24 protein-coding genes are annotated in these 23,794 nt (G+C 63.0%); 1 reads left to right on the top strand and 23 read right to left on the bottom strand.

From position 1 onward, the window contains the following. Nucleotide 1 precedes the first annotated feature (1 nt). Both K9B33_RS01345 and K9B33_RS01340 read right to left on the bottom strand, forming a co-directional pair. On the bottom strand, nt 2-1,168 hold the full coding sequence (locus tag K9B33_RS01345; RefSeq protein WP_224546110.1) for a hypothetical protein: 1,167 nt from the start codon (nt 1,166-1,168) through the stop codon (nt 2-4). An 89-nt stretch (nt 1,169-1,257) separates the two neighbouring features. After that, entirely contained in the window at nt 1,258-1,560 is a 303-nt protein-coding gene (locus K9B33_RS01340; protein WP_224546109.1) for an Hpt domain-containing protein, read from the bottom strand. Nucleotides 1,561-1,640: 80 nt separating this feature from the next. Here K9B33_RS01340 and K9B33_RS01335 point away from each other — a divergent pair, with 80 nt between their 5' ends. Next, entirely contained in the window at nt 1,641-4,313 is a 2,673-nt protein-coding gene (locus tag K9B33_RS01335; protein WP_224546108.1) for a hypothetical protein, read from the top strand. Nucleotides 4,314-4,323: 10 nt separating this feature from the next. Here K9B33_RS01335 and aac(6') read toward each other — a convergent pair whose 3' ends face one another. The 21 genes from aac(6') to K9B33_RS01230 all read right to left on the bottom strand — a co-directional run bounded on the left by aac(6') (nt 4,324) and on the right by K9B33_RS01230 (nt 23,787). Beyond that, entirely contained in the window at nt 4,324-4,788 is a 465-nt protein-coding gene (aac(6'), locus tag K9B33_RS01330) for an aminoglycoside 6'-N-acetyltransferase (protein ID WP_224546107.1), read from the bottom strand. Further along, nucleotides 4,785-5,054 carry a DUF1467 family protein gene (locus K9B33_RS01325; RefSeq protein ID WP_224546106.1) on the bottom strand — a complete coding sequence of 90 codons (270 nt, stop codon included), beginning with the start codon at nt 5,052-5,054 and terminating at the stop codon, nt 4,785-4,787. Before K9B33_RS01325 ends, aac(6') begins: the two co-directional genes overlap by 4 nt. 9 nt (nt 5,055-5,063) lie before the next feature. Beyond that, entirely contained in the window at nt 5,064-6,701 is a 1,638-nt protein-coding gene (locus tag K9B33_RS01320) for a ribonuclease J (RefSeq protein WP_224546104.1), read from the bottom strand. Then, nucleotides 6,701-7,480, bottom strand: a complete 780-nt coding sequence (locus tag K9B33_RS01315; RefSeq protein WP_224546103.1) for a type III pantothenate kinase — start codon at nt 7,478-7,480, stop codon at nt 6,701-6,703. Before K9B33_RS01315 ends, K9B33_RS01320 begins: the two co-directional genes overlap by 1 nt. Nucleotides 7,481-7,490: 10 nt before the next feature. Further along, the gene (locus tag K9B33_RS01310) at nt 7,491-8,192 is read right to left on the bottom strand and encodes a biotin--[acetyl-CoA-carboxylase] ligase (protein WP_224546284.1); all 702 of its coding nucleotides are present in this window, start codon (nt 8,190-8,192) and stop codon (nt 7,491-7,493) included. A 2-nt stretch (nt 8,193-8,194) separates the two neighbouring features. Next, nucleotides 8,195-9,631, bottom strand: a complete 1,437-nt coding sequence (gene nuoN / locus K9B33_RS01305; RefSeq protein WP_224546101.1) for an NADH-quinone oxidoreductase subunit NuoN — start codon at nt 9,629-9,631, stop codon at nt 8,195-8,197. Continuing rightward, a complete protein-coding gene (locus K9B33_RS01300) occupies nt 9,631-11,178 on the bottom strand; it encodes an NADH-quinone oxidoreductase subunit M (RefSeq protein ID WP_224546099.1) in 1,548 nt (515 codons plus the stop codon). The genes nuoN and K9B33_RS01300 overlap by 1 nt, the downstream gene beginning before the upstream one ends. After that, nucleotides 11,178-13,244, bottom strand: coding sequence for an NADH-quinone oxidoreductase subunit L (nuoL, locus tag K9B33_RS01295; protein ID WP_224546098.1), 2,067 nt, complete (start codon nt 13,242-13,244; stop codon nt 11,178-11,180). Before nuoL ends, K9B33_RS01300 begins: the two co-directional genes overlap by 1 nt. A gap of 10 nt (nt 13,245-13,254) precedes the next feature. Further along, nucleotides 13,255-13,560 carry an NADH-quinone oxidoreductase subunit NuoK gene (gene nuoK, locus K9B33_RS01290; protein WP_224546096.1) on the bottom strand — a complete coding sequence of 102 codons (306 nt, stop codon included), beginning with the start codon at nt 13,558-13,560 and terminating at the stop codon, nt 13,255-13,257. Then, entirely contained in the window at nt 13,557-14,168 is a 612-nt protein-coding gene (locus tag K9B33_RS01285; RefSeq protein ID WP_224546094.1) for an NADH-quinone oxidoreductase subunit J, read from the bottom strand. Before K9B33_RS01285 ends, nuoK begins: the two co-directional genes overlap by 4 nt. Before the next feature lie 29 nt (nt 14,169-14,197). After that, a complete protein-coding gene (gene nuoI / locus K9B33_RS01280) occupies nt 14,198-14,683 on the bottom strand; it encodes an NADH-quinone oxidoreductase subunit NuoI (RefSeq protein ID WP_224546092.1) in 486 nt (161 codons plus the stop codon). Next, entirely contained in the window at nt 14,680-15,729 is a 1,050-nt protein-coding gene (gene nuoH / locus K9B33_RS01275) for an NADH-quinone oxidoreductase subunit NuoH (protein WP_224546090.1), read from the bottom strand. Before nuoH ends, nuoI begins: the two co-directional genes overlap by 4 nt. Beyond that, entirely contained in the window at nt 15,726-17,732 is a 2,007-nt protein-coding gene (gene nuoG, locus K9B33_RS01270; protein WP_224546088.1) for an NADH-quinone oxidoreductase subunit NuoG, read from the bottom strand. Before nuoG ends, nuoH begins: the two co-directional genes overlap by 4 nt. A gap of 2 nt (nt 17,733-17,734) precedes the next feature. Continuing rightward, nucleotides 17,735-19,078: an NADH-quinone oxidoreductase subunit NuoF gene (gene nuoF, locus K9B33_RS01265; protein ID WP_224546085.1), complete on the bottom strand. Its 1,344-nt coding sequence runs from the start codon at nt 19,076-19,078 to the stop codon at nt 17,735-17,737. Next, a complete protein-coding gene (locus K9B33_RS01260) occupies nt 19,078-19,227 on the bottom strand; it encodes a hypothetical protein (RefSeq protein WP_224546083.1) in 150 nt (49 codons plus the stop codon). Before K9B33_RS01260 ends, nuoF begins: the two co-directional genes overlap by 1 nt. Then, the gene (locus tag K9B33_RS01255; RefSeq protein WP_224546081.1) at nt 19,224-19,892 is read right to left on the bottom strand and encodes a complex I 24 kDa subunit family protein; all 669 of its coding nucleotides are present in this window, start codon (nt 19,890-19,892) and stop codon (nt 19,224-19,226) included. The genes K9B33_RS01260 and K9B33_RS01255 overlap by 4 nt, the downstream gene beginning before the upstream one ends. Continuing rightward, entirely contained in the window at nt 19,892-21,127 is a 1,236-nt protein-coding gene (locus tag K9B33_RS01250) for an NADH-quinone oxidoreductase subunit D (protein WP_224546078.1), read from the bottom strand. The genes K9B33_RS01255 and K9B33_RS01250 overlap by 1 nt, the downstream gene beginning before the upstream one ends. Then, entirely contained in the window at nt 21,127-21,921 is a 795-nt protein-coding gene (locus K9B33_RS01245; RefSeq protein ID WP_224546076.1) for an NADH-quinone oxidoreductase subunit C, read from the bottom strand. Before K9B33_RS01245 ends, K9B33_RS01250 begins: the two co-directional genes overlap by 1 nt. Nucleotide 21,922: 1 nt before the next feature. Next, nucleotides 21,923-22,477: a NuoB/complex I 20 kDa subunit family protein gene (locus K9B33_RS01240; RefSeq protein ID WP_224546074.1), complete on the bottom strand. Its 555-nt coding sequence runs from the start codon at nt 22,475-22,477 to the stop codon at nt 21,923-21,925. Continuing rightward, complete coding sequence (locus K9B33_RS01235) at nt 22,468-22,842, bottom strand: NADH-quinone oxidoreductase subunit A (protein WP_088184016.1); 375 nt, start codon at nt 22,840-22,842, stop codon at nt 22,468-22,470. The genes K9B33_RS01240 and K9B33_RS01235 overlap by 10 nt, the downstream gene beginning before the upstream one ends. Nucleotides 22,843-22,971: 129 nt before the next feature. Continuing rightward, entirely contained in the window at nt 22,972-23,787 is an 816-nt protein-coding gene (locus K9B33_RS01230) for an inositol monophosphatase family protein (protein ID WP_224546073.1), read from the bottom strand. Nucleotides 23,788-23,794: the final 7 nt, after the last annotated feature.

Here is a 23,794-nt window from a genome sequence, read left to right as displayed (position 1 = left end):
CTCAGTCGCTCTTGCGCAGCAGAATGGCGCCGACCGACGCGATCGCTAGCAAAATGGCGACACGGAAGCCTTCCGCCATCAGGCCGACAAAGCCCGTCAGGATCAGCAACAGCAGCGCCGTACCGGGCGTGAAGATCATCCACGACCGCGCCGCCGCGGTTCGCCCCCAGCGATCGGCCACCATCAGGATGCCGAGCAGCAGCACCAGATCGGCGGCCAAGGTCGTGCCACCGGCAAAGACCATCCCTGCCAGCACGGTCGCCGGCGCGCAGAAGGCGAACCATCCCATGAGCGGCGTCCGCAGCGCCAGATCGCCCAGCCGGTCGCTGATTTCCGACAGTAGCAAAGCACCCATCAACAGGCAGAATCCAGTCAGCGCCCAGCCCAGTTCGATCGGCACCAGCGCCACGGCGCCCAGCGCGATGGCAGCGATCCGCACCTGCAGCGCCGGGACCTGCATCCGCATCAGCGTCGGGCTGACGATTCGGGCCAACGGCGCCAGCAGATAATGTTCGATGCCACCACGCGAATGAGCGCGCGATGATCCGGCTGCGGTCACAGCCTGCGCGACCAAGTCGGCCTGCGCCTGGCTCTCGACCAGGGCGACCCGCCCTTCCAGCAGATCGTCCTGCGGCACGGTGATCCGTCTGGCGCCCTTTTGCACCGCCGTGCGCACCAAAGTCAGCGCCAGATCCCAGTCCCCGATCATGTCGAGCGTGCCGAAAAGCAAGTCCGGACTGATCCGCGCCAGGCCCGCCCAGCGTTGCCCCGCGTCGATCCGTTCGAACGGCGCACTGGCGCGGCTGTCGTCCGTCACCAGCATGGCGTTGCCCTGGGCCGCGCCGATGCCGTCGAAATGCGACTGTGATACTATTGCACCATCCGCCACCAGCAGTACGTCGCTATCGCGTGGCGCATCGCGCACCATCGACACCATATCCCGCACCAGCGCCACGGCGATGCCGTCGGCGCTCAGACGGTCGACGGCCTGCGACAGGGCCGGGGTGATGACACTCACCAGGATCATGATTCGATCGGCGCCTGCATGGGCCGCCTGCCGCGCCTGATACTCGACCAGCGTCTGACCGGCAAAATACAGGCTCGCGCGCAAACCCGCGGGCGAATCGCCCGATGCGCGACTGGCGCTCAGAATAGCGGCGAAACTCATGTCGTTACGCTTGTGGACCCGATTGTTGTGCGGCGACCTTTTCGCAAGGCGGAGCGCTTCGCGCAAGCAAGGCTTTCAGCGGCGGCCGATCAAGTTTGATCGAGCCCCGCCAGCGCCGCTTGGAGACGACGAAGCACGCGCGGATCGCCAGGCGCAGCGGCGGCCGCCTCGTCGGCCAGCGCCATCAATGCGGTGAGGCCGAAGCTGGCCGCTAATCCCTTGAGCCGCCAGGCGGCGAGCTCCCAATTGGCGTCGCAGCGTGCCCGGCCCAGCAGGTCGAGCTGTCGCGCAGCACTTTCCAGGAAAGCGACCCGCAGGTCTGCGATCAGCGCGCTGTCTTCGCCGACGGCGGCGGCCAATGCGGCATGAAGGGCGCCAGGATCATAGGACATGGCGACAGACGCTATCGGGCTTGCGTTAAGTTTTGGTAACAGGGCATTTGCGTCGGCGGAAAAGATGCTAGGATGATGACATGACAGGGGGCAGCACCATCGTCGAGTTCTGGCGAGACGAACAAACCGCGACCGGCAACGAGTCGCAGACGGACGACATTTTGCTTTTGAAACAAGCCGTTCTCGATATTGACGAGAATGATGCGGCGGAAGATGCCGGCGACGGCACGATAAAGCGCATTCGCTGGGGTCTGCTGGTTCTGGCGGTCGGCTGGATCGGCTTTGCTGGCTGGGCGATCGCAACCTCCGGCGATCTGGCCGCAGGTCCGTTCGCCTGGGCCAACGCCATCGTCACGCTCGCCATTCCCCTGATCCTCCTGGGCGTGGGCTATATGCTGCTGGTCCGCAACAGCCGCGCCGAATCGCGTCGCTATCTCGACACCGCGCGTGCGCTACGTACCGAGGCCGACCTGCTGGAACTGCGCCTGGGCCGTATCAGCAGTCAGTTGGAGACCGCGCGGCAGGCGATGCAGGACCAGGCGGAATTGCTCGACAGCTATGGCGCGGCCGCCAGCAGCAATATGGAAGCATCCGCCGAACTGATCGCCGCGCGCGCCCACACCACGGCCGAGCGGGCGGAAACGGCCGAGCGCGCCGCGATGGCGCTGGTGGCGCGGATGGACATGCTGATCGGATCGATCCCCGAACTGGAGGACCGCACCGGCCGCATGACGGCGCAGATGATGGACAATGGCCATGCGCTGGCCGAACGGATCGACACGCTGGAAGCCCGCCTCCACGCCCTTGCCGAACTGTCCGATGACGCGCGCGCGCGAACACTTTCCGCTACCAAGAGCCTGTCCAGCCAGTTGACGCAATTGCAGGAAACGACCCGAACAGCGACCGAGGAGGTCACCGGCATGGCCGAGATCGCCGCAGGCCGGATCGACGCTACCGCCCAGAGCGCGCGACAGGCGATGGATCGCAGTCGCCAGGATCTGGAAGCCCATGCCACGGCTCTGAACACGCTGGTCGAAGCAGCGCAGACCGGCATGGCCGAAACCAGCGCGCAGGTCCGCCAGACGCTGACCCATGATCTCGATAGCACCGAACATGATCTGCGCGAACGCACGGACAGCGCGCTGAGTAGAATGAAGGACGCCATGGCGTCCACCGACGAGGCCTTGTCCCGTCGTACCGAAGCGTTGGAAGCGCTGGTGGCTGCGGCCCGGACCGGCATCAGCGGGGCAAGCGAGGAGGCGCTTACCCTATTCGAGCGCGACATGGAGTCGATGGAAACGGACCTGCGTCGTCGCCTCGACGTTGCGTTGCAGCAGGCGCAGGAAACGCTCGCTGTCACCGACGGCGGCCTGACCAGCCAGGCGGCGACACTCGACGCCTTGATCGCCCGCTCGCGCGAAAGCCTGACCGCGATTGGAGACGACACCGTCGCCGGCCTCAGCGATTCGATCGGCGACGTCGAAAGCCGCCTGCATCAGGTCAACGACATGATCGAAGGCCAGCGTAGCCTGATGTCGAGCCTGCATAGCAGCCTGCACGACACTATCGCTTCGACCGAAGGCCGCTTCGCCGCACTGGAGGACAGCGCCCTGGCGCGCGGTGAACGCCTGACCGGCGCGCTCGTCCGCATGACCGAAGAAACGCTGCGAATCGACAAGGCGCTGTCGGCGGGCGGCATGACCGCGGAAAAGCTGATCGGATGCGCCGAAACCTTGCTGGTCGCGCTCGATTCGAGTGTGCGGGAGCTGGACGAAACCTATCCCGCCGCGCTCGAACGATTCGATGCCCGACTGGAGCAGAGCCGAACCCTGCTGGGCAGCACCGCACCCGAAATGGAGCGGCTGGAGGCGATTTCCGAAGCGCTGGTGGGCCGCACCGCGGAAGCCGAGGAAATGTTGCGTGGCCAGGGCAGCCGCCTGACCGAGTGGCTGGAGAGTACGCAAGGCGGACTGGAAGCGAATCGCGGGCTGGTGGAGCGCCTGCGCACGACGCTCGACGCCGCGCATCAGGACGCGACACGCATTACCGAAGGCGCCGGGCCATTGCTGGTGACAGCGCTGCTGCGGGTCAAGGATACGGCCGATCAGGCGGCGGAACGCGCGCGTCAGGCGCTGGGCCGCGCCATCCCCGATGCCGCGCAGCAATTGGCGCAGGCCAGCGACGAAGCTCTACAGGCCGTGATCGGCGAAAAGGTGACGGCGCAGATCGAACAGGTTGCGCGGGTCGCGGAAGAAGCGGTCAAGGCAGCGCATCAGGCATCCGAACGCCTCACCCGCCAGTTGCTGACGATCGCCGACACCAGCGCCAGCGTCGAACAGCGGATCGAGGAAGCGGAACGCGCATCGGAAAGCCGCGATCGCGATCATTTCGCGCGGCGATCCGCCTTGCTGATCGAATCGCTCAATAGTACGGCGATCGACGTCGCCAAGATTCTGTCCAACGATGTCACCGACTCGGCCTGGTCGGCTTATCTGAAGGGCGATCGCGGTGTCTTTACCCGCCGCGCGGTGAAGTTGCTGGATGCGGGCGAATCGCGGGAAATCGCGCTCCATTATGACAATGACGCCGAGTTTCGCGATCATGTGAACCGCTATATCCATGATTTCGAGGCGATGTTGCGGATCATCCTGTCGGCGCGCGACGGCAATGCACTGGGCGTTGCGGTGCTTTCGTCCGACATGGGCAAGCTCTATGTCGCTCTCGCACAGGCGATCGAACGACTGCGGCAGTAACTTCTGCCGTTTAATCGAGCGCTTTGCGGAAGTAGACGACCCGCTCTGTTTCGACGAAGCCGGCGGCCCGATGAAAGGCGTGGCTGGCCAGATTGCCAATGTCCGCGTCCGACGCCATTTCCGTGCAGCCCATGGCCTGTCCCCAGATCGCGACGGCATCGATCAGGGCTTTCGCTATGCCTTCGTGCCGCACCGCAGGCGTCACATAAAGACCTTCGACAAAAACGACCGGACTGGTGTCGCAGCCGTTGACATAGTCGCGCCGCAGCGATGCCTCGACAAGGGCGATCGCATCACCCCGATCATCAAGGACGACGAAGGCAGCAAGATCGCCTTCTTCGTTCGCCATCATATCGGCAATGTCGTCATGATGATCGGCGACGGACGCATCCGGCCAGAGCGCGGCGCGAATCCGCGCCCAGGACGGTGCGTGACCGGCAGCAGCGCGCACAATCTGCGCCGCCCGCCCGCTCATCGGGAGGTGTGGTATCCGGGCAGCATGTCCAGCGTCACCCAGCCCTGCACATAATTGGCGTAATAGAGGCCGAATAGGATCGTCGCCAATATGGTGGCGCGCAGCATGACCAGACCGGGCCGGAAGTTGCTGGGCGCGCTGTCCGCCTGCCCCTTCAGCAGCACTTCGCCGGTTTCATCGGGCGTGCGGATGCCGAAGGGGAGCATGATGAAGGCGCTGATCACCCACATCAGGAAATAGATAGCGAAGATGGCGTATAGGTTCATGGAACGTAACTAGGCCCGAACCAGCAGCACGTCCACTATCGGCTTCTTGCCGGTCCAGCGGGTTGCGGTGCGACGTACGGCCAGACGCACGCGTTCGCGCAACGCCTCTTCCTCCAGCGATCCCTTGGGCACGGCGGCGGCGGCTTCATCGGCCGCTTCGGCCAGGAATGCCGCCTTGTCCTCCTCCACGGGTACGCCTTGCGTGCGCAATGCGGGCTGGCCGATCAGCTTGCCTTTGCGGTCGATCGCTACCGCGACGCTGATCTGCCCATGGAGACCCAGCTTGCGTCTTTCATTGATCGTCGCGCCGTCGGCGGGCAGGATGACGTCGCCGTCCAACACCAGGCGGCCGGTATCCTGCTGGCCGATGATCGTCGGCGCACCGGGCGCCAGGCGCAGCACATCGCCATTCGACTGAACCACCGCATGGCGGATGCCGCTGGTGATGCCGAGCCTGGCCTGTTCCGCCATATGGCGGCGCTCGCCATGGACCGGCAACAGGATTTCCGGGCGTATCCAGCGATACATGGCTTCGAGCTCGGGGCGGCCGGGATGGCCGGACACATGCACTTCGGCCTGGCGGTCGGTGACCATCAGGATATTCTTCTGCGCCAGCGCATTCTGGATGCGGCCGATGGCGATCTCGTTGCCGGGTATCTGCTTGGAGGAGAAGACGACCGTGTCGCCTTCCGCCAGCTTGATCGGATGGCTGTCGAACGCGATGCGGGCGAGCGCCGCCCGCACTTCGCCCTGGCCGCCGGTGGCGATAATCATCACCTCGCTGCGCGGCAGATGCATCACATCGTCCCAGTCGACGGTCGGCGGAAAATCCTTGAGATAGCCCGCCGCCTTGGCGGTGCTGATGATGCGATCGAGCGAACGGCCCGCCACGCACACTTTGCGCCCGGTCGCCGCGGCAACCTCGCCCAGCGTCTGCACGCGCGCCGCGTTGGAAGCGAAGGTCGTGACCAGCACGCGCCCCTTGGCGTCCGCCACGGTCTTCATCAACCCCTCGCGCACATCGCCTTCGGAGCCGCTGGCCTTGTCATTGAAGACGTTGGTGCTGTCGCACACCAGCGCCAGCACGCCTTCGTCGCCGATGGCGGTCAGTTCGGCCGGGGTGGAGGGCTGGCCCAGCAGGGGCTGTTCGTCCAGCTTCCAGTCGCCGGTGTGAAAGATACGACCATAGGGCGTATCGATCAGCACGGCATTGCCTTCGGGAATCGAATGAGCGAGCGGCACGTAGCGGAAGCCGAACGGGCCGAGATTGAAGCTGCCTTCATTCGGGATGACATGCAGCTTGACCTCCTTCGAGAGGCCTTCTTCTTCCAGCTTAAGGCGAATGAGGCCCGCCGTGAACGGCGTGGCATAGAGCGGAACGCCGAGATCGGCGGCGAGATAGGGAATCGCACCGATATGATCCTCATGCCCGTGCGTCAGGACGATGCCGAGCAGGTCGTCGCGGCGCTCCTCGATGAAGCTCAAATCCGGCAGCACCAGTTCGATGCCGGGATAGCTAGGGTCACCGAAGGTCATGCCGAGGTCGACCATGACCCATTTGCCCTGGCAACCGTAGAGATTGACATTCATGCCGATCTCGCCCGACCCGCCGAGGGCCAGGAAGATCAGTTCATCCTTGGGTGTCATTATGTTTTCAAACTCCGTTCGTGCATCAGCGCGAGGCCCTGAACCGTCAGGTCCGGCGCGATCGCATCGAAAATATCGCTATTGTCATTGAAGAGGACCGCCAGCCCCCCCGTCGAAATCACTCTGGTCGGTCGGCCGATCTCGGCCCTCATGCGGGCGACCAGCCCCTCCATCATCGCCACATAGCCCCAGAAGACGCCGATATGCATCTGCGCTTCGGTCGTTCGGCCGATAACCGATCGATCTTCAGGCGCGGTAATCGCGATCTTTGGCAGCTTCGCCGCGGCCGCTACCAGCGCATCGAGCGAAAGGTTGATCCCCGGCGCGATGATGCCGCCCTTATACGCGCCACGATAATCCACCACGTCGAAGGTCGTCGCCGTACCGAAATCGATGACGATCAGGTCGCCTGCGTAAAGATGGTGCGCGGCGATCGCGTTTACAACCCGGTCGGCGCCCACCGACGCCGGCTCGGCAACGTCCAGTTCGATGCCCCATTCGACGGAGCCTTGACCCGCAATCAGCGCCGGCGTCTTGAAATATTTATCGGCCAGCACTTGCAGATTATGCAGCGCGCGCGGCACCACCGTGGCGATGATGACGGCATCGACATCGGCGATGGCATAGCCTTCCAGTTGCAGCAACTGGTTCAACCAGACGGCATATTCATCGGCGGTGCGCCGCGGATCGGTGGCGATCCGCCAGCGTGCCCGGATTTCGCGCCCATCGAGCAGCGCGAAAACGACATTGGTGTTACCCGCGTCGATCGCGAGAAGCATGGCTCGTCCTTCAGTTGAGAATGATGTCGCCCGCGTGAATGGCATGGCTCTGCCCATTCGCCAAGCGCAGGATCAACATGCCGTGGCGGTCGAGCGTGTCGAACGTACCTTCGATCGCCCCGCCATCGGGTTGCACGACGCGCATCGCCGTGCCGGTCGGGTGAGCGTTGAGCAGCCAGTGGGTGCGGATCGGATCAATGCCCTGCGCGCGCCAGATGGAGAGCCAATGGCTGAATAGCTGCGCCAGTCGATCGAGAAGCGCGTGTGCCTGCACATTCGCCGCGCCTTGTGCTGTCAGGCTGGTAACGGGGCGATCCAGTCCTTCGGGATGGTCGGTGACGTTGATGCCGATGCCCACCACGATCGCGTCCCCTGCACGCTCCAGCAGGATGCCGGCGATCTTGGCGCCGTCGACCAATATGTCGTTGGGCCATTTGATCCGCGCCTGCCCATGGCAGAGTGGCGCAACCAGCGCGTGCACTGCATTGGCGGCGACCAGCGCCAGCGTATGGGGCAACGGATCGTTCGACTGCAACCGGACCAGCGTGGAGCAATAGAGATTGCCGTCCGGGCTTTCCCAGGCACGTCCCATGCGGCCCCTGCCCCCGGTCTGGCGACCCGCACGCAGCCAGATGCCGTCAGCCGCCCCCTGCCCCGCCAACGCCAGCATGTCGGCGTTGGTGGAGCCGGTTTCCTCGACGAAGCGCAGCAGCGTCAGAAGAGCGACGCTGCCGCGGCAGCGCTCGCCTGATCCAGTACGGGGTTGAGCAGATAGCCCAGCACGATCACCACGGCGCAGGCCGTCAAGACGATATTCTCGACCGGGCCGCCCTTGGCCTCATAGGCGACGGTCGGTTCGTCGAAATACATCGTTTTGATGATCTTGAGATAATAGAAGGCGCCGATCACCGAGGCGGCGATGCCGAAGGCGGCCAGTGCGGTCAGGCCCGCGGCGACCGCGGCGTCGAAAACCAGGAACTTCGCCCAGAAGCCGAAGAGCGGCGGGATGCCAGCCATCGAGAACATGAAGATGGCGAGCGCGGCGGCCAGACCCTTGCGCGACTGCGACAGGCCCGCAAGGCTGGTGATGGTTTCGATCGGCTTGCCGTCGGCATCGCGCATTTGCAGGATGCAGGCGAAAGCACCGATCGTCATCAGCACGTAAATGGCCATATAGCTCATCGTGCCGGCGACACCGGCAGGCGTCCCCGCAGCCAGGCCAATCAGCGCGAAGCCGACATTGTTGATCGACGAATAGGCCATCAGACGCTTGATGTTGGTCTGGCCGATCGCCGCGACAGCGCCGAAGAGGATCGAGGCGAGGGCGACAAAGATCACGATCTGCTGCCAGTCGAGGCCAGCCGGTCCCAATGCCTCGATCGCGACGCGAACGGTCAGGCCCATCGCGGCGACCTTGGGCGCACTGGCGAAGAAGGTCGTGACCGGGGTCGGCGCACCTTCATAGACGTCGGGCGTCCACATATGGAACGGCACGGCGCTGATCTTGAAGGCGAGGCCCGCCAGCACGAACACCAGGCCGAACAACTCGCCCTTCGACACGCCGTCACCGAGCGCCACGGCGATGCCGTCGAACCCGGTGCTACCGGTGAAGCCATAGAGCAGCGAGATGCCGTAGAGCAGGATGCCACTGGCAAGCGAACCCAGCACGAAATATTTGAGACCCGCCTCCGAAGAGCGTTCATCCTGCCGCATGAAGCTGGCCAGCACATAGGAGGCCAAGCTGTTCATCTCCAGGCCGACATAGAGCGTCAACATGTCGCCCGCCGACACCATCATGCCCATGCCGATAGCGGCGAACAGGATCAGAACCGGATATTCGGGACGCGGCGCACCATCGACCGAGAAGAAGCGCGGGGCAAGCAGGATGGCCGCAGCGGCGGCGCCATAGATCAGCGCCTTGGCGAAGACGGAGAAGGCGTCGGCGCGGTACAGGCCGTCAAAGGCGTCCGGACCATGGGCGAGCGAACAGGACAAAGCCAGGCCCGCGATCGCCAGGGTGATCACCGACAGCCAGTTGACGACACGGGCCGAGCCATCGCCGCCAAAGGCCGCGACCAGCATCAGCACAAGGCCGCCCGCCGTCAGAATGAGTTCCGGCAGGACCGCCAGAAGGGAAGCGGAGTCAACCATTAGTGCGCCTCCCCGTGCGCCGGTGTTTCTTCATGATGGCCCTCGCTTGCTGGCTTGGGCGCACCCATCTTGATCTTGGAATCTCCTGCGGGAGCCGCAGGGGCGAGACGCGCCTCGAGCGCGCGGATGTCGGACCGCATCGGGGCCAGGAAGCTTTCGGGATAGACGCCCATCCACAGCACCACGGCCGCGATCGGCGCCATCAACCAGAACTCCCGGATCGACAGATCGGGCATGGCGGCGGCGTCGGCATTGACCTGATCGCCGTAGCAGATGCGGCGATAGAGGTAGAGCATATAGGCTGCGCCCAGGATGATGCCCGTCGTGCAGACAAGCGCCACCCAGCTCGACGCCTGGTACACGCCCATCAAGGACAGGAATTCCCCGACGAAGTTGGACGTGCCGGGCAGGCCGACCGACGCCATGGTGAAGAACAGGAATAGCACGGCATAGCGCGGCATGTTGATGCTCAAGCCGCCATAGCGATTGATCTCACGGGTATGCAGGCGGTCGTAGACCACTCCGACGCACAGGAACAGCGCGCCTGCGACCAGGCCATGGCCCAGCATGACCATCATCGCGCCCTCGATACCCGCCTGATTGAAGGCGAACAGGCCAATCGTGACGATCGCCATATGCGCGACCGACGAATAGGCGATCAGCTTCTTCATATCCGACTGCACCAGCGCGACCAGCGAGGTGTAGACCACCGCGATCATCGACAGGCCCCAGACCAGCGGCGCAAGCTGCGCCGAGGCTTCGGGGAACATCGGCAACGAGAAGCGGATGAAGCCGTAACCACCCATCTTCAGCAGCACGCCAGCCAGAATGACCGAACCGGCGGTCGGTGCCTGCACGTGCGCGTCGGGCAGCCAGGTGTGGACCGGCCACATCGGCATCTTCACCGCGAAGCTGGCGAAGAAGGCCAGGAACAGCCAGGTCTGGACATGCGGATCGAAATTATAGGCCATCAGCGCCGGAATTTCGGTGGTGCCCGCCTCATGCACCATCCACATCATTGCGATCAGCATCAGCACCGAGCCGAGCAACGTGTAGAGGAAGAATTTATACGAGGCATAGATACGGTCCGCGCCACCCCAGATGCCGATGATGAGGTACATCGGGATCAGGCCGGCTTCGAACATGATGTAGAAGAGGTACAGATCCTGCGCCGTGAAGACGCCGATCATCAGCACCTCCATGAACAGGAAGGCCGCCATATATTCGCCGACGCGCTTGTTGATCGCGTTCCAGCTAGCGCCGATGCAGATCGGCATCAGGAACACGGTCAACGCGATCAGCATCAGCGCGATCCCGTCGATACCCAGCGCCCAGGCGAAGCGACCGAAAATCGGCGCATATTCCTGGAACTGCCATTGCAGCCCGCCCTGGTCGAAATTCATCCACAGGACGATGCCCAGGACGAAATCGACCAGCGTCGCGATCAACGCGATCCAGCGCGCATTATTCGCGCCCGCGAACAGGCAGGCGATGGCCCCGGCCATCGGCACTGCCATCATCAGGGAAAGGATGGGGAAGCCGTCCATTATCGTGTCATCGCCCAGGTTGCGGCCGCGGCAAGCCCGATGAGCATCACCAGCGCGTAGGTGTAGAGGTAGCCGGACTGAAGCCGACGGGTGATCTTGTTGCCCTGCACGACCAGCGCAGCCAGCCCGTTGGGCCCGAAGCGGTCGATGAAGCCCACGTCACCGAACTTCCAGAAGAAGCGGCCGATGGCGAAGGCAGGCTTGACGAACAGGAAGTGATACAGCTCGTCGAAATACCATTTGTTGAGCAGGAAGGTGTAGAGGCCGGTGAAGGTCGCGACGAAACGCTGCGGCCAGTCGGTGTTCTTGATGTAGCTCAACCAGGCGACGAACAGACCGGTCAGCATCACCGTGAACGGGGCGAACTTGACCCAGGTCGGCACTTCATGCGCGGCATGCATCAGATGGCTGTCGAACGCGAGCGCGCCCTTCCAGAATGCGATGCCGCCCTCCGGGCCAATGAACTGGTCGTGGAACAGGAAGCCGGCGAACACTGCGCCCAGGCTGAGCACGATCAACGGGACCAGCATCACCAGCGGACTTTCGTGCGGGTGATAGCCGCCCGTACCGTCGCCAGCATCATGAGCGTGATGATCGTCATGACCGTCCACCGCATGGGTGTGATCGTCATGCGCATGGGCGGCATGATCGTCATGCCCGTGGGCATCATGCAGCGCATGCTGGATATGCTCGGACTGGGTCCAGCGCGGCTTGCCGAAGAAGGTCAGGAACACCAGACGCCAGCTGTAGAAGCTGGTGAGCAGCGCGGCGAACACGCCGACCAGGAACGCGCCGGTCCCCGCTCCACCCGCGGCATAGGCCGCTTCCAGGATGCCGTCCTTCGAATAGAAGCCGGCAAAACCCACGCCGACGAGCGGCAGGCCGACGCCGGTGATGGCAAGCGTGCCCAGCGTCATCGTCCAGAAGGTGATCGGGATGCTTTTCCGCAGGCCGCCATAATAGCGCATGTCCTGCTCATGGTGCATCGCATGGATGACCGAACCGGCACCCAGGAACAGCAGCGCCTTGAAGAAGGCGTGGGTGAACAGATGGAACATCGCCGCGCCATAAGCGCCGACGCCCGCCGCGAAGAACATATAGCCAAGCTGCGAGCAGGTCGAATAGGCGATGACGCGCTTAATGTCGGTCTGCACCGTGCCGACGGTCGCGGCGAACAGGCAGGTCGCGGCCCCCACATAGGTGACCACCGTCAGCGCCGTGGCCGAGGTTTCGAACATCGGCGACAGGCGGCACACCATGAAGACGCCCGCGGTGACCATGGTCGCCGCGTGGATCAGCGCCGACACGGGGGTCGGGCCTTCCATCGCGTCCGGCAACCAGGTGTGCAGGCCCAACTGCGCCGATTTGCCCATCGCGCCGACGAACAGCAGCAGGCAGAGGACCGTCATGGTGTCGAAGCGATGGCCGAGGAAGCCAATGGTCGACCCGGCCATCGACGGGGCCATTTCCAGAATTTCCGGGATCGAAATGGTATTGAACACCAGATAGGTGCCGAAAATGCCCATCATGAAGCCAAGATCGCCGACGCGGTTGACGACGAACGCCTTGATCGCAGCCGCATTGGCGCTGGGCTTGCGGAACCAGAAGCCGATGAGCAGGTACGAAGCCAGACCCACGCCTTCCCAGCCGAAGAACATCTGGAGCAGATTGTTCGCGGTCACGAGCATCAGCATCGCGAATGTGAAGAGCGAGAGATAGGCGAAGAAGCGCGGCTGATCCGGCTCCTCATCCATATAGCCCCAGCTATAGAGGTGGACCAAGCTCGATACGCTGGTGATGACCACCAGCATGACCGCGGTCATCGCGTCGACCCGCAGCGCCCATTGGGCATCGAAGCTGCCGCTTTCGATCCAGGTAAAGAGCGGCGTGACATGCGCTTCGGCGCTGCCGGTCAGGAAGCTGATGAAGATCGGCCAGCTCATTGCGCAGGAGGCAAAGAGCGCGCCGGTCGTGACGATCTTCGCCGGCAGCTTGCCCAGCGCCTTGTTGCCAAGGCCGGCAATCGCTGCAGCGAGGAGCGGAAGAAGGACGATAAGCTGGATCATGTCAGGAGGCTCAGCCCTTCATCCGGTTGACATCGTCGACGGCGATGGTGCCGCGACCACGGAAGTAAATGACGAGGGTGGCGAGGCCAATGGCCGCCTCACCCGCTGCAACGGTCAGCACGAACATGCTGAAGACCTGGCCCACCAGATCGCCCAGAAAGGCGCTGAAAGCGACGAGGTTGATGTTCACGCTCAAAAGGATCAGCTCGATCGCCATCAGGATGATGATGACATTCTTGCGGTTGATGAAGATGCCCAGCACCCCCATCACGAAGAGGATGGCGCTGACCACCATATAATGTTGAAGGCCGATCACAGCTCCACCCCCTGCCCCACGGGCTGATTGATATTGCGGACCGCATCTTGCGGACGACGGCGGTTCTGCTTGGCGATATTCTGGCCCTTCACGCCGCCGCGTGCGCGATGGGTCAGGACAATCGCGCCGATCATCGCGACCAGCAAGACGATGCCCGCCGCCTCGAACAGGAAGATATAGCGGGTGTAAAGCAGCCCGCCGATCGCCTGGATGTTGCTGAGTTCCGGGTTCACCGGCGCGGCGCGCTGTGCCAGTTCGATGGGACCAGCGCTCCACAGGCCGATGCCGAGCACGATTTCAGCCAGCAGCACCAATGCGATCAGCAGCCCGAAGGGCAGATAATCGACGAAACCGGCGCGCAGCTCAGCGAAGTCGATGTCGAGCATCATGACCACGAACAGGAACAGCACCGCGACCGCGCCGACATAGACAATGACGAGAAGCATCGCGATGAATTCGGCGCCGACGAGAATCATCAAGCCGGCGGCGTTAAAGAAAGCCAGGATCAGCCAGAGGACCGAATGGACCGGGTTGCGCGACAATATCGTGAGCGCGCCGCTGCTCACCACCAAAATGGCGAACAGGTAGAAGGCGAGGACGTGGATCACAGGTTCATATTCCCTTTGACGCGCGCGGCTTAACGATAGGGGGCATCGGCGGCAAGGTTCGCGGCGATCGCGCGTTCCCACTTGTCACCGTTTTCCAGGAGCTTGGCCTTGTCGTAGATCAACTCCTCGCGGGTTTCGGTCGCGAACTCGAAGTTCGGCCCTTCCACGATCGCATCCACCGGGCAGGCTTCCTGACAAAAACCGCAATAGATGCACTTGGTCATGTCGATGTCATAGCGCGTGGTGCGGCGCGAACCATCGTCGCGCGGCTGCGCCTCGATGGTGATCGCCTGCGCCGGACAGATGGCCTCGCACAGCTTGCACGCGATGCAGCGCTCTTCCCCATTGGGATAGCGGCGCAGCGCATGTTCACCGCGGAATCGCGGCGAAATTGGGTTCTTCTCGTAAGGGTAGTTGATCGTCGCCTTGGCCTTGAAAAAATATTTCAAGGTCAGCCAGTGCGCCTTCACGAACTCCCAGAGGGTGAAGCTCTTGACGTAGTAACCGAGGCTCATTGTGCGCCTCCATAGCGCGTCAGCATGAGGAAGCCCGATACCAGAAAAACGAAGAAGAGCGAGGTCGGCAGGAAAATCTTCCAGCCCAGCCGCATCAACTGGTCATAACGGTAGCGGGGCACCGTCGCCTTCACCCAAGAGAAGACGAAGAAGAAGAACAGGATCTTGGCGAACAGCCAGAGGATGCCCGGTACATAATAGAGCGGCGCCCAATCCACCGGCGGCAGGTAACCGCCCCAGAACAGGATCGCGTTCAGCGCGCACATCAGGATGACGTTGGCATATTCGCCCAGCCAGTAGAGCGCGAAGGCCATGGACGAATATTCGGTCTGGTAACCCGCGACCAGTTCGCTTTCCGCTTCGGTCAGATCGAAGGGCGCGCGCGCCGTTTCGGCCAGGGCCGAGATCAGGAACATGATCGCCATCGGGAAGAGCAGTGGATTGAAGCCGTTGCCGTTCAGGAAGCCATAATAGCCCTTCTGGCTCTCCACGATTGCGGTCAGGTTGAAGCTGCCCGCCCATAGCACCACGGTGATGATGATGAAGCCGATCGAGACTTCATAGGAGATCATCTGCGCACTGGCACGAATCGCGGAGTAGAAGGGATATTTGGAGTTGGATGCCCAGCCTGCCAGCACGATGCCGTAAACACCGAGCGACGAAATCGCGAGAATGTAGAGCAAGCCCACATTGATGTCGGCCAGCACCACGCCAAGCTGGAAAGGGACCACGGCCCAGGCCATCAATGCCACGGTGAAGGTGATGATCGGCGCGATGATGAACAGCGCCTTGTTCGCGGCCGACGGGATGATGGTTTCCTGGAGGAACACCTTGGCGCCGTCCGCGAAAGACTGAAGCAGGCCGAACGGGCCGACGACGTTCGGCCCCCTGCGCAGCGCCATTGCCGCCCAGATCTTGCGGTCGGCGTAAATCAGCATCGCCACCGCCAGCATCACCGGCAGGGCGATCACCAATATGCCGATGATCGTCGACAGCAGCCAGGCGCCTTCGAACGGCATACCCAGATTTTGGAAGAAAGCGGTCACTCTGCGGCCTCCGCGAAGCTCTCACCATGGATCAGCTCGGACGAGCATTGCTGCATCGTCGGGCTGGCGCGGCAGATGGCGTTGGTTAGGTAGAAATCCTTGATCGGCGAAGCCAGTTCGCCGGTCGCGCCGGTCGGCAGATCGGGGATCGACCAGCCATAATCAGCCAGCCCCTCGACGCCGAGCGCCGGAACCGCCTTGACCATTTCGGCGCGCAGCGCGTCGAAGCTGTCGAACGGCAGCTTCGCGCCCAGCGCTTCGGACAGCGCACGCAGGATCGACCAGTCCTCGCGGGCGTCGCCCGGCGCGAACACGGCCTTCTCACCGAACTGCACGCGGCCTTCCAGATTGACGTAGGTGCCGGCCTTTTCGGCATAGCTCGCGCCCGGCAGGATCACGTCCGCCGCATGCGCGCCCTTGTCGCCATGGTGGCCGATATAGACTTTGAAGCTGCTGCCGAAGGCCGAATAGTCGACTTCGTCGGCACCGAGCGAGAAGAGCAGCTTGGGGGCGGCCTGCGCCACAGCCTTGATGCCGCCCTTGGTCGCATAGCCCAGCATCAGGCCGCCCATGCGGGCCGCCGCAAAATGCAGGACATTGTAACCGTTCCAGCCATCCTTCACGAGGCCCAGCGTCTCGACCAGCGCCAGCGTATCGCCATGCGCACCGTCCTTGGCCAGCACGCCGCCACCAACGATGATCGCCGGACGGGCCGCGCCCTTGAACGCTTCCAGTAAGGCTTCGGGGAGATTCGCCAGCAGCGAGGCATCATTGCCCAGCCATTCGACCTTGTAGGTCAGATCGAACTCCGGCCCCACAACGAAGACCTTCGCGCCCTTCTTGATCGCCTTGCGAATGCGCGTGTTCACCAGCGGCGCTTCCCAGCGCAGGTTAGTGCCGACCAGCAGGATGACGTCCGCCGTTTCCAGATCAGCGAGCGGCGTGTTGAACACCACCGACGACAGGCTCGACACGTCATACGACAAGCCGGTCTGGCGACCCTCCAGCATCGTGCCGCCCAGCTTCTCGACCAGCGCGCGCCCAGCGAACATGGTTTCGCAATCGAGCAGGTCGCCGGCGATCGCCGCCACGCTGCCGCAATGCTGGACCGCTGCGACGGCGGCGAAGGCTTCCGCCCAAGTCGCCGGCACCAGCTTGCCGTCCTTGCGGACATAGGGCTTGTCGAGGCGCTTGCGGACCAGACCATCGACATTGTGCCGGGTCTTGTCCGACGCCCACTCCTCGTTCACGTCGTCGTTGATGCGCGGCACGGCGCGCAACACCTGACGACCCCGGCTGTCGAGACGGATGTTGGTGCCGACCGCGTCCATCACGTCGATCGCATGGGTCTTCTTGAGTTCCCACGGACGCGCTTCAAAGGCGTAGGGCTTGGCGGTCAGCGCGCCGACCGGGCACAGGTCGACCACATTGCCCGACAGCTCGCTCTTGGCGGCATGTTCGAGATAGGTGGTGATCTGCATATTCTCGCCGCGATAGATGGCGCCGATTTCCGGCACGCCCGCGACTTCCTCCGCAAAGCGCACGCAACGGGTGCACTGGATGCAGCGGGTCATGACCGTCTTGACGATCGGCCCCATATTTTTCTCGGTAACGGCGCGCTTATTTTCGTCATAGCGCGACGAACCACGGCCATAGGCCACCGACTGATCCTGAAGATCGCACTCGCCGCCCTGATCGCAGATCGGGCAATCGAGCGGGTGGTTGATGAGCAGAAACTCCATCACACCTTCGCGGGCCTTCTTGACCATTTCGCTGTCGGTGCGGATGTCCTGACCTTCGGCCGCCGGGAGCGCACAGGACGCCTGCGGCTTGGGCGGTCCGGGCTTCACTTCGACCAGGCACATGCGGCAATTGCCCGCGATGGACAGCCGCTCATGATAGCAGAAGCGCGGAATTTCCTTCCCCGCCAGCTCGCACGCCTGGAGGACTGTGGCGCCCGCCGGGACGTCGAGTTCTACGCCGTCAACTTTGACCTTCGGCATGATTACTCCGCTGCCTCCATGACGGGGGCGCTACCCTTGTTTTCATTGATGCGGCGCTCGATTTCCGGACGGAAATGCTTGATCAGCCCCTGGATCGGCCAGGCCGCCGCGTCGCCCAGCGCGCAGATGGTGTGGCCTTCGACCTGCTTGGTCACCTGGAACAGCATGTCGATTTCGCTCTGATCGGCGTCGCCGGTGCGCAGCCGCTCCATCACACGCCACATCCAACCCGTGCCTTCGCGACAGGGCGTGCACTGGCCGCAGCTCTCATGCTTGTAGAAGTAGGAAAGACGCGAAATGGCGCGAACGATGTCGGTCGACTTGTCCATGACGATGACGGCCGCGGTGCCAAGGCCCGAGCCGAGCGCGCGCAGGCCGTCAAAGTCCATCGGTGCGTCCATGATCTCCCTGGCGGGGACCAGCGGCACCGACGACCCGCCGGGAATGACCGCCAGCAGATTGTCCCAGCCGCCACGGATGCCGCCGCAATGGCGGTCGATCAGTTCGCGAAACGGGATCGACATCGATTCCTCGACGACGCAGGGCTTGTTCACATGGCCGCTGATCTGGAACAGCTTGGTGCCGCGATTATTCTCGCGCCCAAAGCCGTTAAACCAGGCCGCGCCGCGCCGCAGGATCGTCGGGCTGACCGCGATGCTCTCGACATTGTTCACCGTAGTCGGGCAGCCATAAAGGCCCGCGCCCGCCGGGAAAGGCGGCTTCAGACGGGGCTGGCCCTTCTTGCCTTCCAGGCTTTCGATCTGCGCGGTTTCCTCGCCGCAGATATAGGCGCCCGCGCCGCGATGGACGAAGACGTCGAAATCATAGCCAGACCCGCAGGCATTCTTGCCGATGAAACCCTTTTCATAGGCCTGCTCGACGGCGGCGAAGAGCACCTTAGCTTCGTAGATGAACTCGCCGCGGATGTAGATGTAGGCAGCGCGCGCCCGCATCGCGAAACCGGCGATCAGCGCGCCTTCGATCAGCTTGTGCGGATCGTGGCGGATGATTTCGCGGTCCTTGCAAGACCCCGGCTCGGATTCGTCGGCGTTGATGACCAGGAAACTCGGACGGCCATCCTTGCTTTCCTTGGGCATGAAGCTCCACTTCATGCCGGTCGGGAAGCCAGCGCCGCCACGGCCGCGCAGGTTCGACGCCTTGACGATGTCGATGATCGCGTCCTGGCCGATTTCCATCAGCTTCTTGGTATCGTCCCAATCGCCGCGCTTCATCGCCGCGTCGATGCCCCAATCCTGGAAGCCATGGACATTGGTGAAGATGCGGTCCTTGTCGGACAGCGGCCCCACGAAGGGAGGCGGCGCGGGAGGTGCGGTGTCGTCGGCCATTACCGGCCCTTTCCGATCAGTTTTTCAGCCACGAAATAGGCAAAGACAGCCAGCGCCAGCCCTATGACCAGGCCCAGCACCGCGCCGATGATCTTGAGCGCGATCACGAACACGATGATGCCCAGGATGATGGCGATCAGCGCGCTCATGCCCATTCACCCCGATAATCGTGATTTTCGGTGACCATCTCTTTGAGGGTCGTCGGGCCGCCTTCGGGCGCGCTGGTCTGCCGGTCGATCTGCGGACCGATCTTGGGCTGGCCGCCAGAGGCCAGCGTCTCCAGGATCGCGCTCATGCTGTCATAGGTCAGATCTTCGTAGTTATCGTCATTGATCTGGACCATCGGCGCGTTGGCGCAAGCGCCCAGGCATTCGACTTCATTAAGGGTGAACAGGCCGTCGGGGGTCGTGCCGCCCTTGACCAGCCCCTTGTTCTTGCAGGCCGAAAACACATCGTCCGACCCGCGCAACATGCAGGGCGTCGTGCCGCATACCTGCACATGATAGCGGCCGACCGGGGCCAGATTATACATGGTGTAGAAGGTCGCGACCTCATAGACGCGCATATAGGGCATATCGAGCTGACGCCCGATATACTCCATCACCGGCACGGGCAGCCAGCCGTTGGTCTGCGTTTCCGCCCCGACCTGACGCTGGGCCAGGTCGAGTAGCGGCATCACCGCCGACTGCTGACGCCCGGCGGGGTAGCGCGCAATGACCTTTTTGGCCTGTTCGGTATTTTCAGCGGTCCACTCGAACGCGCCCCAGCGCGCACGGGTTTCGGCCTCGTCCGGGATATGCACTGCGTCAGCCATTAGCGGTCACACTCTCCAAACACGATGTCCATGGCGCCGAGGACAGCGGTGGTGTCGGCCAGCATGTGGCCCTTCATCATGAAATCCATCGCCTGCAGGTGGCTGAAGGCGGTCGGGCGTATCTTGCAGCGATAGGGCTTGTTGCTGCCGTCGCTGACCAGATAGACGCCGAATTCGCCCTTGGGGCTTTCGGTCGCCACATAGACTTCGCCTGCAGGCACATGGAAGCCCTCGGTATAGAGTTTGAAGTGATGGATCAGCGCTTCCATCGAGCGCTTCATCTCGCCGCGCTTGGGCGGCACCACCTTGCGGTCGAAGCTGGCGATCGGGCCTTCGGGCATTTCGTTCAGGCACTGCTTCATGATGCGGGCGGACTGGCGGACTTCCTCGACGCGGACCATGAACCGGTCGTAGCAGTCGAAGGCTGTGCCAACAGGCACGTCGAATTCCATCCGATCATACACGTCATAAGGCTGCGACTTGCGGATATCCCAAGGGATGCCCGACCCGCGGATCATGGGACCGGAAAAGCCCCATTTCAGCGCGTCTTCCTTCGACACGATCGCGATGTCGACATTGCGCTGCTTGAAGATGCGGTTGTCGGCCACCAGGCTGATCGCATCCTCGAACAGGCGTGGCAAGCGACCGTCGAGCCAGTCGGCGATATCGGTCAGCAGCTTGAGCGGCACGTCCTGGTGCACGCCGCCTGGCCGGAAATAGGCCGAATGCATACGGGCGCCCGACGCGCGTTCGAAGAAGTTGAGGCAATCCTCGCGGATTTCGAACAGCCACAGGTTCGGCGTCATCGCACCGACGTCCATCACGTGGCTACCCAGGTTCAGCATGTGATTGCAGATGCGGGTCAGTTCCGCGAAGAACACGCGCAGATATTGCGCGCGCAGCGGCACTTCCAGGTTCAGCAGCTTTTCGACCGCCAGAACATAGCTATGCTCCATGCCGAGCGGCGAACAATAGTCCAGCCGGTCGAAATAGGGCAGCGCCTGCATATAGGTCTTATATTCGATCAGCTTTTCGGTGCCGCGATGCAGCAGGCCAACATGCGGGTCGCAGCGCTCGACGATTTCACCGTCCAGTTCCATGACCAGACGCAGAACACCGTGGGCTGCAGGATGCTGCGGACCGAAGTTGATCGTGTAATTCTGGATTTCGGTATCGCCGTAGGACGGATCGTCCGCGTTGATCTGATGATCCAGCTTTTCCAGATAATCGGACATTATGCCTTGTCCTCCGGCTTGGCTGCACCTTTGCCTTCATCGGTGGCCGCAGCGGGCTTGGCCGGCGCATCCGCCGACTTTTCCTTCGCCTTGCTATCGGTCGGCTCACCCGCCCCGCTCTCGCCCTTCTTCTCCGTCACCTTGGGCGTCGGAGCAGCGGCGGTTGCAGCCGGAGCAACAGGCGCAGCGGCCTTTTCGTCGCCGGGCAGCACATATTGCGCGCCTTCCCACGGGCTCATGAAGTCGAAGCTGCGGAAATCCTGGGCCAGCTTCACCGGCTCATAGACGACGCGCTTATCCTCCTCGGAATAGCGCAGCTCGACATAGCCCGTCAGCGGGAAGTCCTTGCGCTGCGGATGCCCCTTGAAGCCATAGTCGGTCAGGATGCGGCGCAGGTCGGTATTGCCGTCGAAGACGACGCCGTACATGTCGAACACTTCGCGCTCCAGCCAGCCGGCGACCGGCCAGAGATGCGTGACGGTGGGGACCGGCGTATCTTCATCGGTCGATACCTTCACACGAATACGGTGATTCCGCGTGACGCTGAGCAGATGATAGGCGACCTCGAACCGCTCCGGGCGATCGGGATAATCGACGCCGGCGATTTCCATTAGCTGCTGATAGTGCGCCATGTCGCGCAGTGCGACCATGGCGTTCACCAGATCGTCGCGCACGACGATGAAGGTCAGTTCGTCGGCATGATCGACGGTGTCGATCAGCATCGCTCCCAGCAGGGCGGCGATTTCCTCGGCGATCCCGTCGATGGTCGCGATCTTGGGTGCGGAATGTCCCATATTAGCGCTCGATCGTCCCGATACGGCGGATTTTCCGCTGCAACTGCATCACGCCATATAGCAGGGCTTCGGCGGTCGGCGGGCAACCCGGCACATAGATGTCGACCGGCACGATGCGGTCGCAGCCACGCACGACCGAATAGCTATAATGATAATAGCCGCCGCCATTGGCGCAGCTGCCCATCGAAATCACATATTTCGGGTTGGACATCTGGTCGTAAACCTTGCGCAACGCCGGAGCCATCTTGTTGCACAGCGTGCCTGCGACGATCATCACGTCCGACTGGCGCGGGGACGCGCGCGGCGCGGCGCCGAAGCGCTCCATGTCGTAACGCGGCATGTTGACGTGGATCATCTCGACCGCGCAGCAGGCCAGGCCGAACGTCATCCACCACAGCGAACCGGTGCGCGCCCAGGTGAACAGGTCTTCGGTCGAGGTGACCAGGAAACCCTTGTCATTCACTTCGCTGTTCAGCGCGTTGAAGAAGTCCTGATCGGGCTGCGTGCCCTGCGGGGGCAAGGTGCCGGGCGCAGGGTTATAGAGTTCTACTCCCAATCGAGTGCTCCCTTCTTCCACGCATAGACGAGGCCAAGCACCAGCTCCGCTATGAAGATCATCATCGTCGCCCAGCCGGCCCAGCCGATCTGGTCGAGGCTTACCGCCCAGGGAAACAGGAACGCCGCTTCAAGATCGAAGATGATGAAGAGGATGGCGACCAGATAGAAGCGCACGTCGAACTGGCTGCGTGGCTCTTCGAACGCGGGGAAGCCGCATTCATATTCGCTGAGCTTGGCCGGTTCGGGCTTGTGCGCGCCGGTCAGCCGACCCACCAGCATCGGCAGGAAGACGAAGGTGCCGGAGAGCAGCAGTGCGACCCCGAGAAAGATCAGGATCGGCAGATATTGGGCAAGATCGACCAACGGATTCCCCTGGGCGAAAAGGTTGTTGGGGGCGCTTTAGGCCTGCTGCATATGCGAAGCAAGGGGCCAAGGCGGTGAGAATGAATCGCAAAAAGGCCAAGCGCTTGAAGCGCTTGGCCGGATGGGGCTTTAGCGCAGCGCGCCCGCCACCAACTTGTGCAATTTGCTATGGATCGCATCATTGCCCGCGATCACTTCCTTGCGCTCGATCGCCTGGTCGCCGCCGCGGAAATCGCTCGCGAAACCGCCCGCTTCGCGCACCAGCAGCAGGCCGGCGGCGACATCCCAGGGCTGCAGGCCGCTTTCCCAATAGCCGTCATAGCGGCCCGATGCGACATGGGCGAGATCGAGCGAGGCCGCACCGAAGCGGCGAATGCCCGCAACCGAAGGCGCGACCGCACCGTAGATGCGGGTCCATTGCGCCATGTCGCCATGGCCCATGAACGGAATGCCGGTGGCAATGACGCAGTCGGCCAGGTCGCGGCGGGCCGAGACTCGCAGGCGCTGGTCGTGGCGCCAGGCGCCGCGGCTCTTTTCCGCCCAATAGCTCTCGTCAGTGACCGGCTGGTAGATGAGGCCAGTCGTGATCTCGCGCTTGCCGCTGCCATATTGCGGTTCTTCGACCGCAATCGAGATGGCGAAATGCGGGATGCCGTGCAGGAAGTTGGTGGTGCCGTCCAACGGATCGATGATCCAGCGCGGCTTGGTCGGATCGCCCTCGATCACGCCGCCTTCTTCCAGCAGGAAGCCCCAGTCGGGGCGCGCCTTCTGCAATTCTTCGACCAGCGTTTTTTCCGCCTGCTGGTCGGCCTTGGACACGAAGTCGGCCGGCCCCTTGCGGGACACCTGAAGATGCTCGACTTCGCCGAAGTCGCGGCGCAGCTTCGAGCCGGCCTTGCGCGCGGCGCGTTCCATGACGGTGAGAAGGCCGGAGTGCGATACCATATTATGT

The organism is Sphingobium sp. 3R8 (genome assembly GCF_020166615.1).
In the GTDB taxonomy this organism is placed as follows: Bacteria; Pseudomonadota; Alphaproteobacteria; order Sphingomonadales; family Sphingomonadaceae; genus Sphingobium; species Sphingobium bisphenolicum.
This window is presented reverse-complemented; position numbering and strand designations above follow the sequence as displayed.

Excerpts from the sequence above, each read along its gene's own strand:
- K9B33_RS01345 (WP_224546110.1), bottom strand. The coding sequence starts at position 1,168 with ATGAGTTTCGCCGCTATTCTGAGCGCCAGTCGCGCATCGGGCGATTCG.
- K9B33_RS01340 (WP_224546109.1), bottom strand. The coding sequence starts at position 1,560 with ATGTCCTATGATCCTGGCGCCCTTCATGCCGCATTGGCCGCCGCCGTC.
- K9B33_RS01335 (WP_224546108.1), top strand. The coding sequence starts at position 1,641 with ATGACAGGGGGCAGCACCATCGTCGAGTTCTGGCGAGACGAACAAACC.
- K9B33_RS01325 (WP_224546106.1), bottom strand. The coding sequence starts at position 5,054 with ATGAACCTATACGCCATCTTCGCTATCTATTTCCTGATGTGGGTGATC.
- K9B33_RS01320 (WP_224546104.1), bottom strand. The coding sequence starts at position 6,701 with ATGACACCCAAGGATGAACTGATCTTCCTGGCCCTCGGCGGGTCGGGC.
- K9B33_RS01315 (WP_224546103.1), bottom strand. The coding sequence starts at position 7,480 with ATGCTTCTCGCGATCGACGCGGGTAACACCAATGTCGTTTTCGCGCTG.
- nuoN (WP_224546101.1), bottom strand. The coding sequence starts at position 9,631 with ATGGTTGACTCCGCTTCCCTTCTGGCGGTCCTGCCGGAACTCATTCTG.
- K9B33_RS01300 (WP_224546099.1), bottom strand. The coding sequence starts at position 11,178 with ATGGACGGCTTCCCCATCCTTTCCCTGATGATGGCAGTGCCGATGGCC.
- nuoL (WP_224546098.1), bottom strand. The coding sequence starts at position 13,244 with ATGATCCAGCTTATCGTCCTTCTTCCGCTCCTCGCTGCAGCGATTGCC.
- nuoI (WP_224546092.1), bottom strand. The coding sequence starts at position 14,683 with ATGAGCCTCGGTTACTACGTCAAGAGCTTCACCCTCTGGGAGTTCGTG.
- nuoG (WP_224546088.1), bottom strand. The coding sequence starts at position 17,732 with ATGCCGAAGGTCAAAGTTGACGGCGTAGAACTCGACGTCCCGGCGGGC.
- nuoF (WP_224546085.1), bottom strand. The coding sequence starts at position 19,078 with ATGGCCGACGACACCGCACCTCCCGCGCCGCCTCCCTTCGTGGGGCCG.
- K9B33_RS01260 (WP_224546083.1), bottom strand. The coding sequence starts at position 19,227 with ATGAGCGCGCTGATCGCCATCATCCTGGGCATCATCGTGTTCGTGATC.
- K9B33_RS01255 (WP_224546081.1), bottom strand. The coding sequence starts at position 19,892 with ATGGCTGACGCAGTGCATATCCCGGACGAGGCCGAAACCCGTGCGCGC.
- K9B33_RS01250 (WP_224546078.1), bottom strand. The coding sequence starts at position 21,127 with ATGTCCGATTATCTGGAAAAGCTGGATCATCAGATCAACGCGGACGAT.
- K9B33_RS01245 (WP_224546076.1), bottom strand. The coding sequence starts at position 21,921 with ATGGGACATTCCGCACCCAAGATCGCGACCATCGACGGGATCGCCGAG.
- K9B33_RS01230 (WP_224546073.1), bottom strand. The coding sequence starts at position 23,787 with ATGGTATCGCACTCCGGCCTTCTCACCGTCATGGAACGCGCCGCGCGC.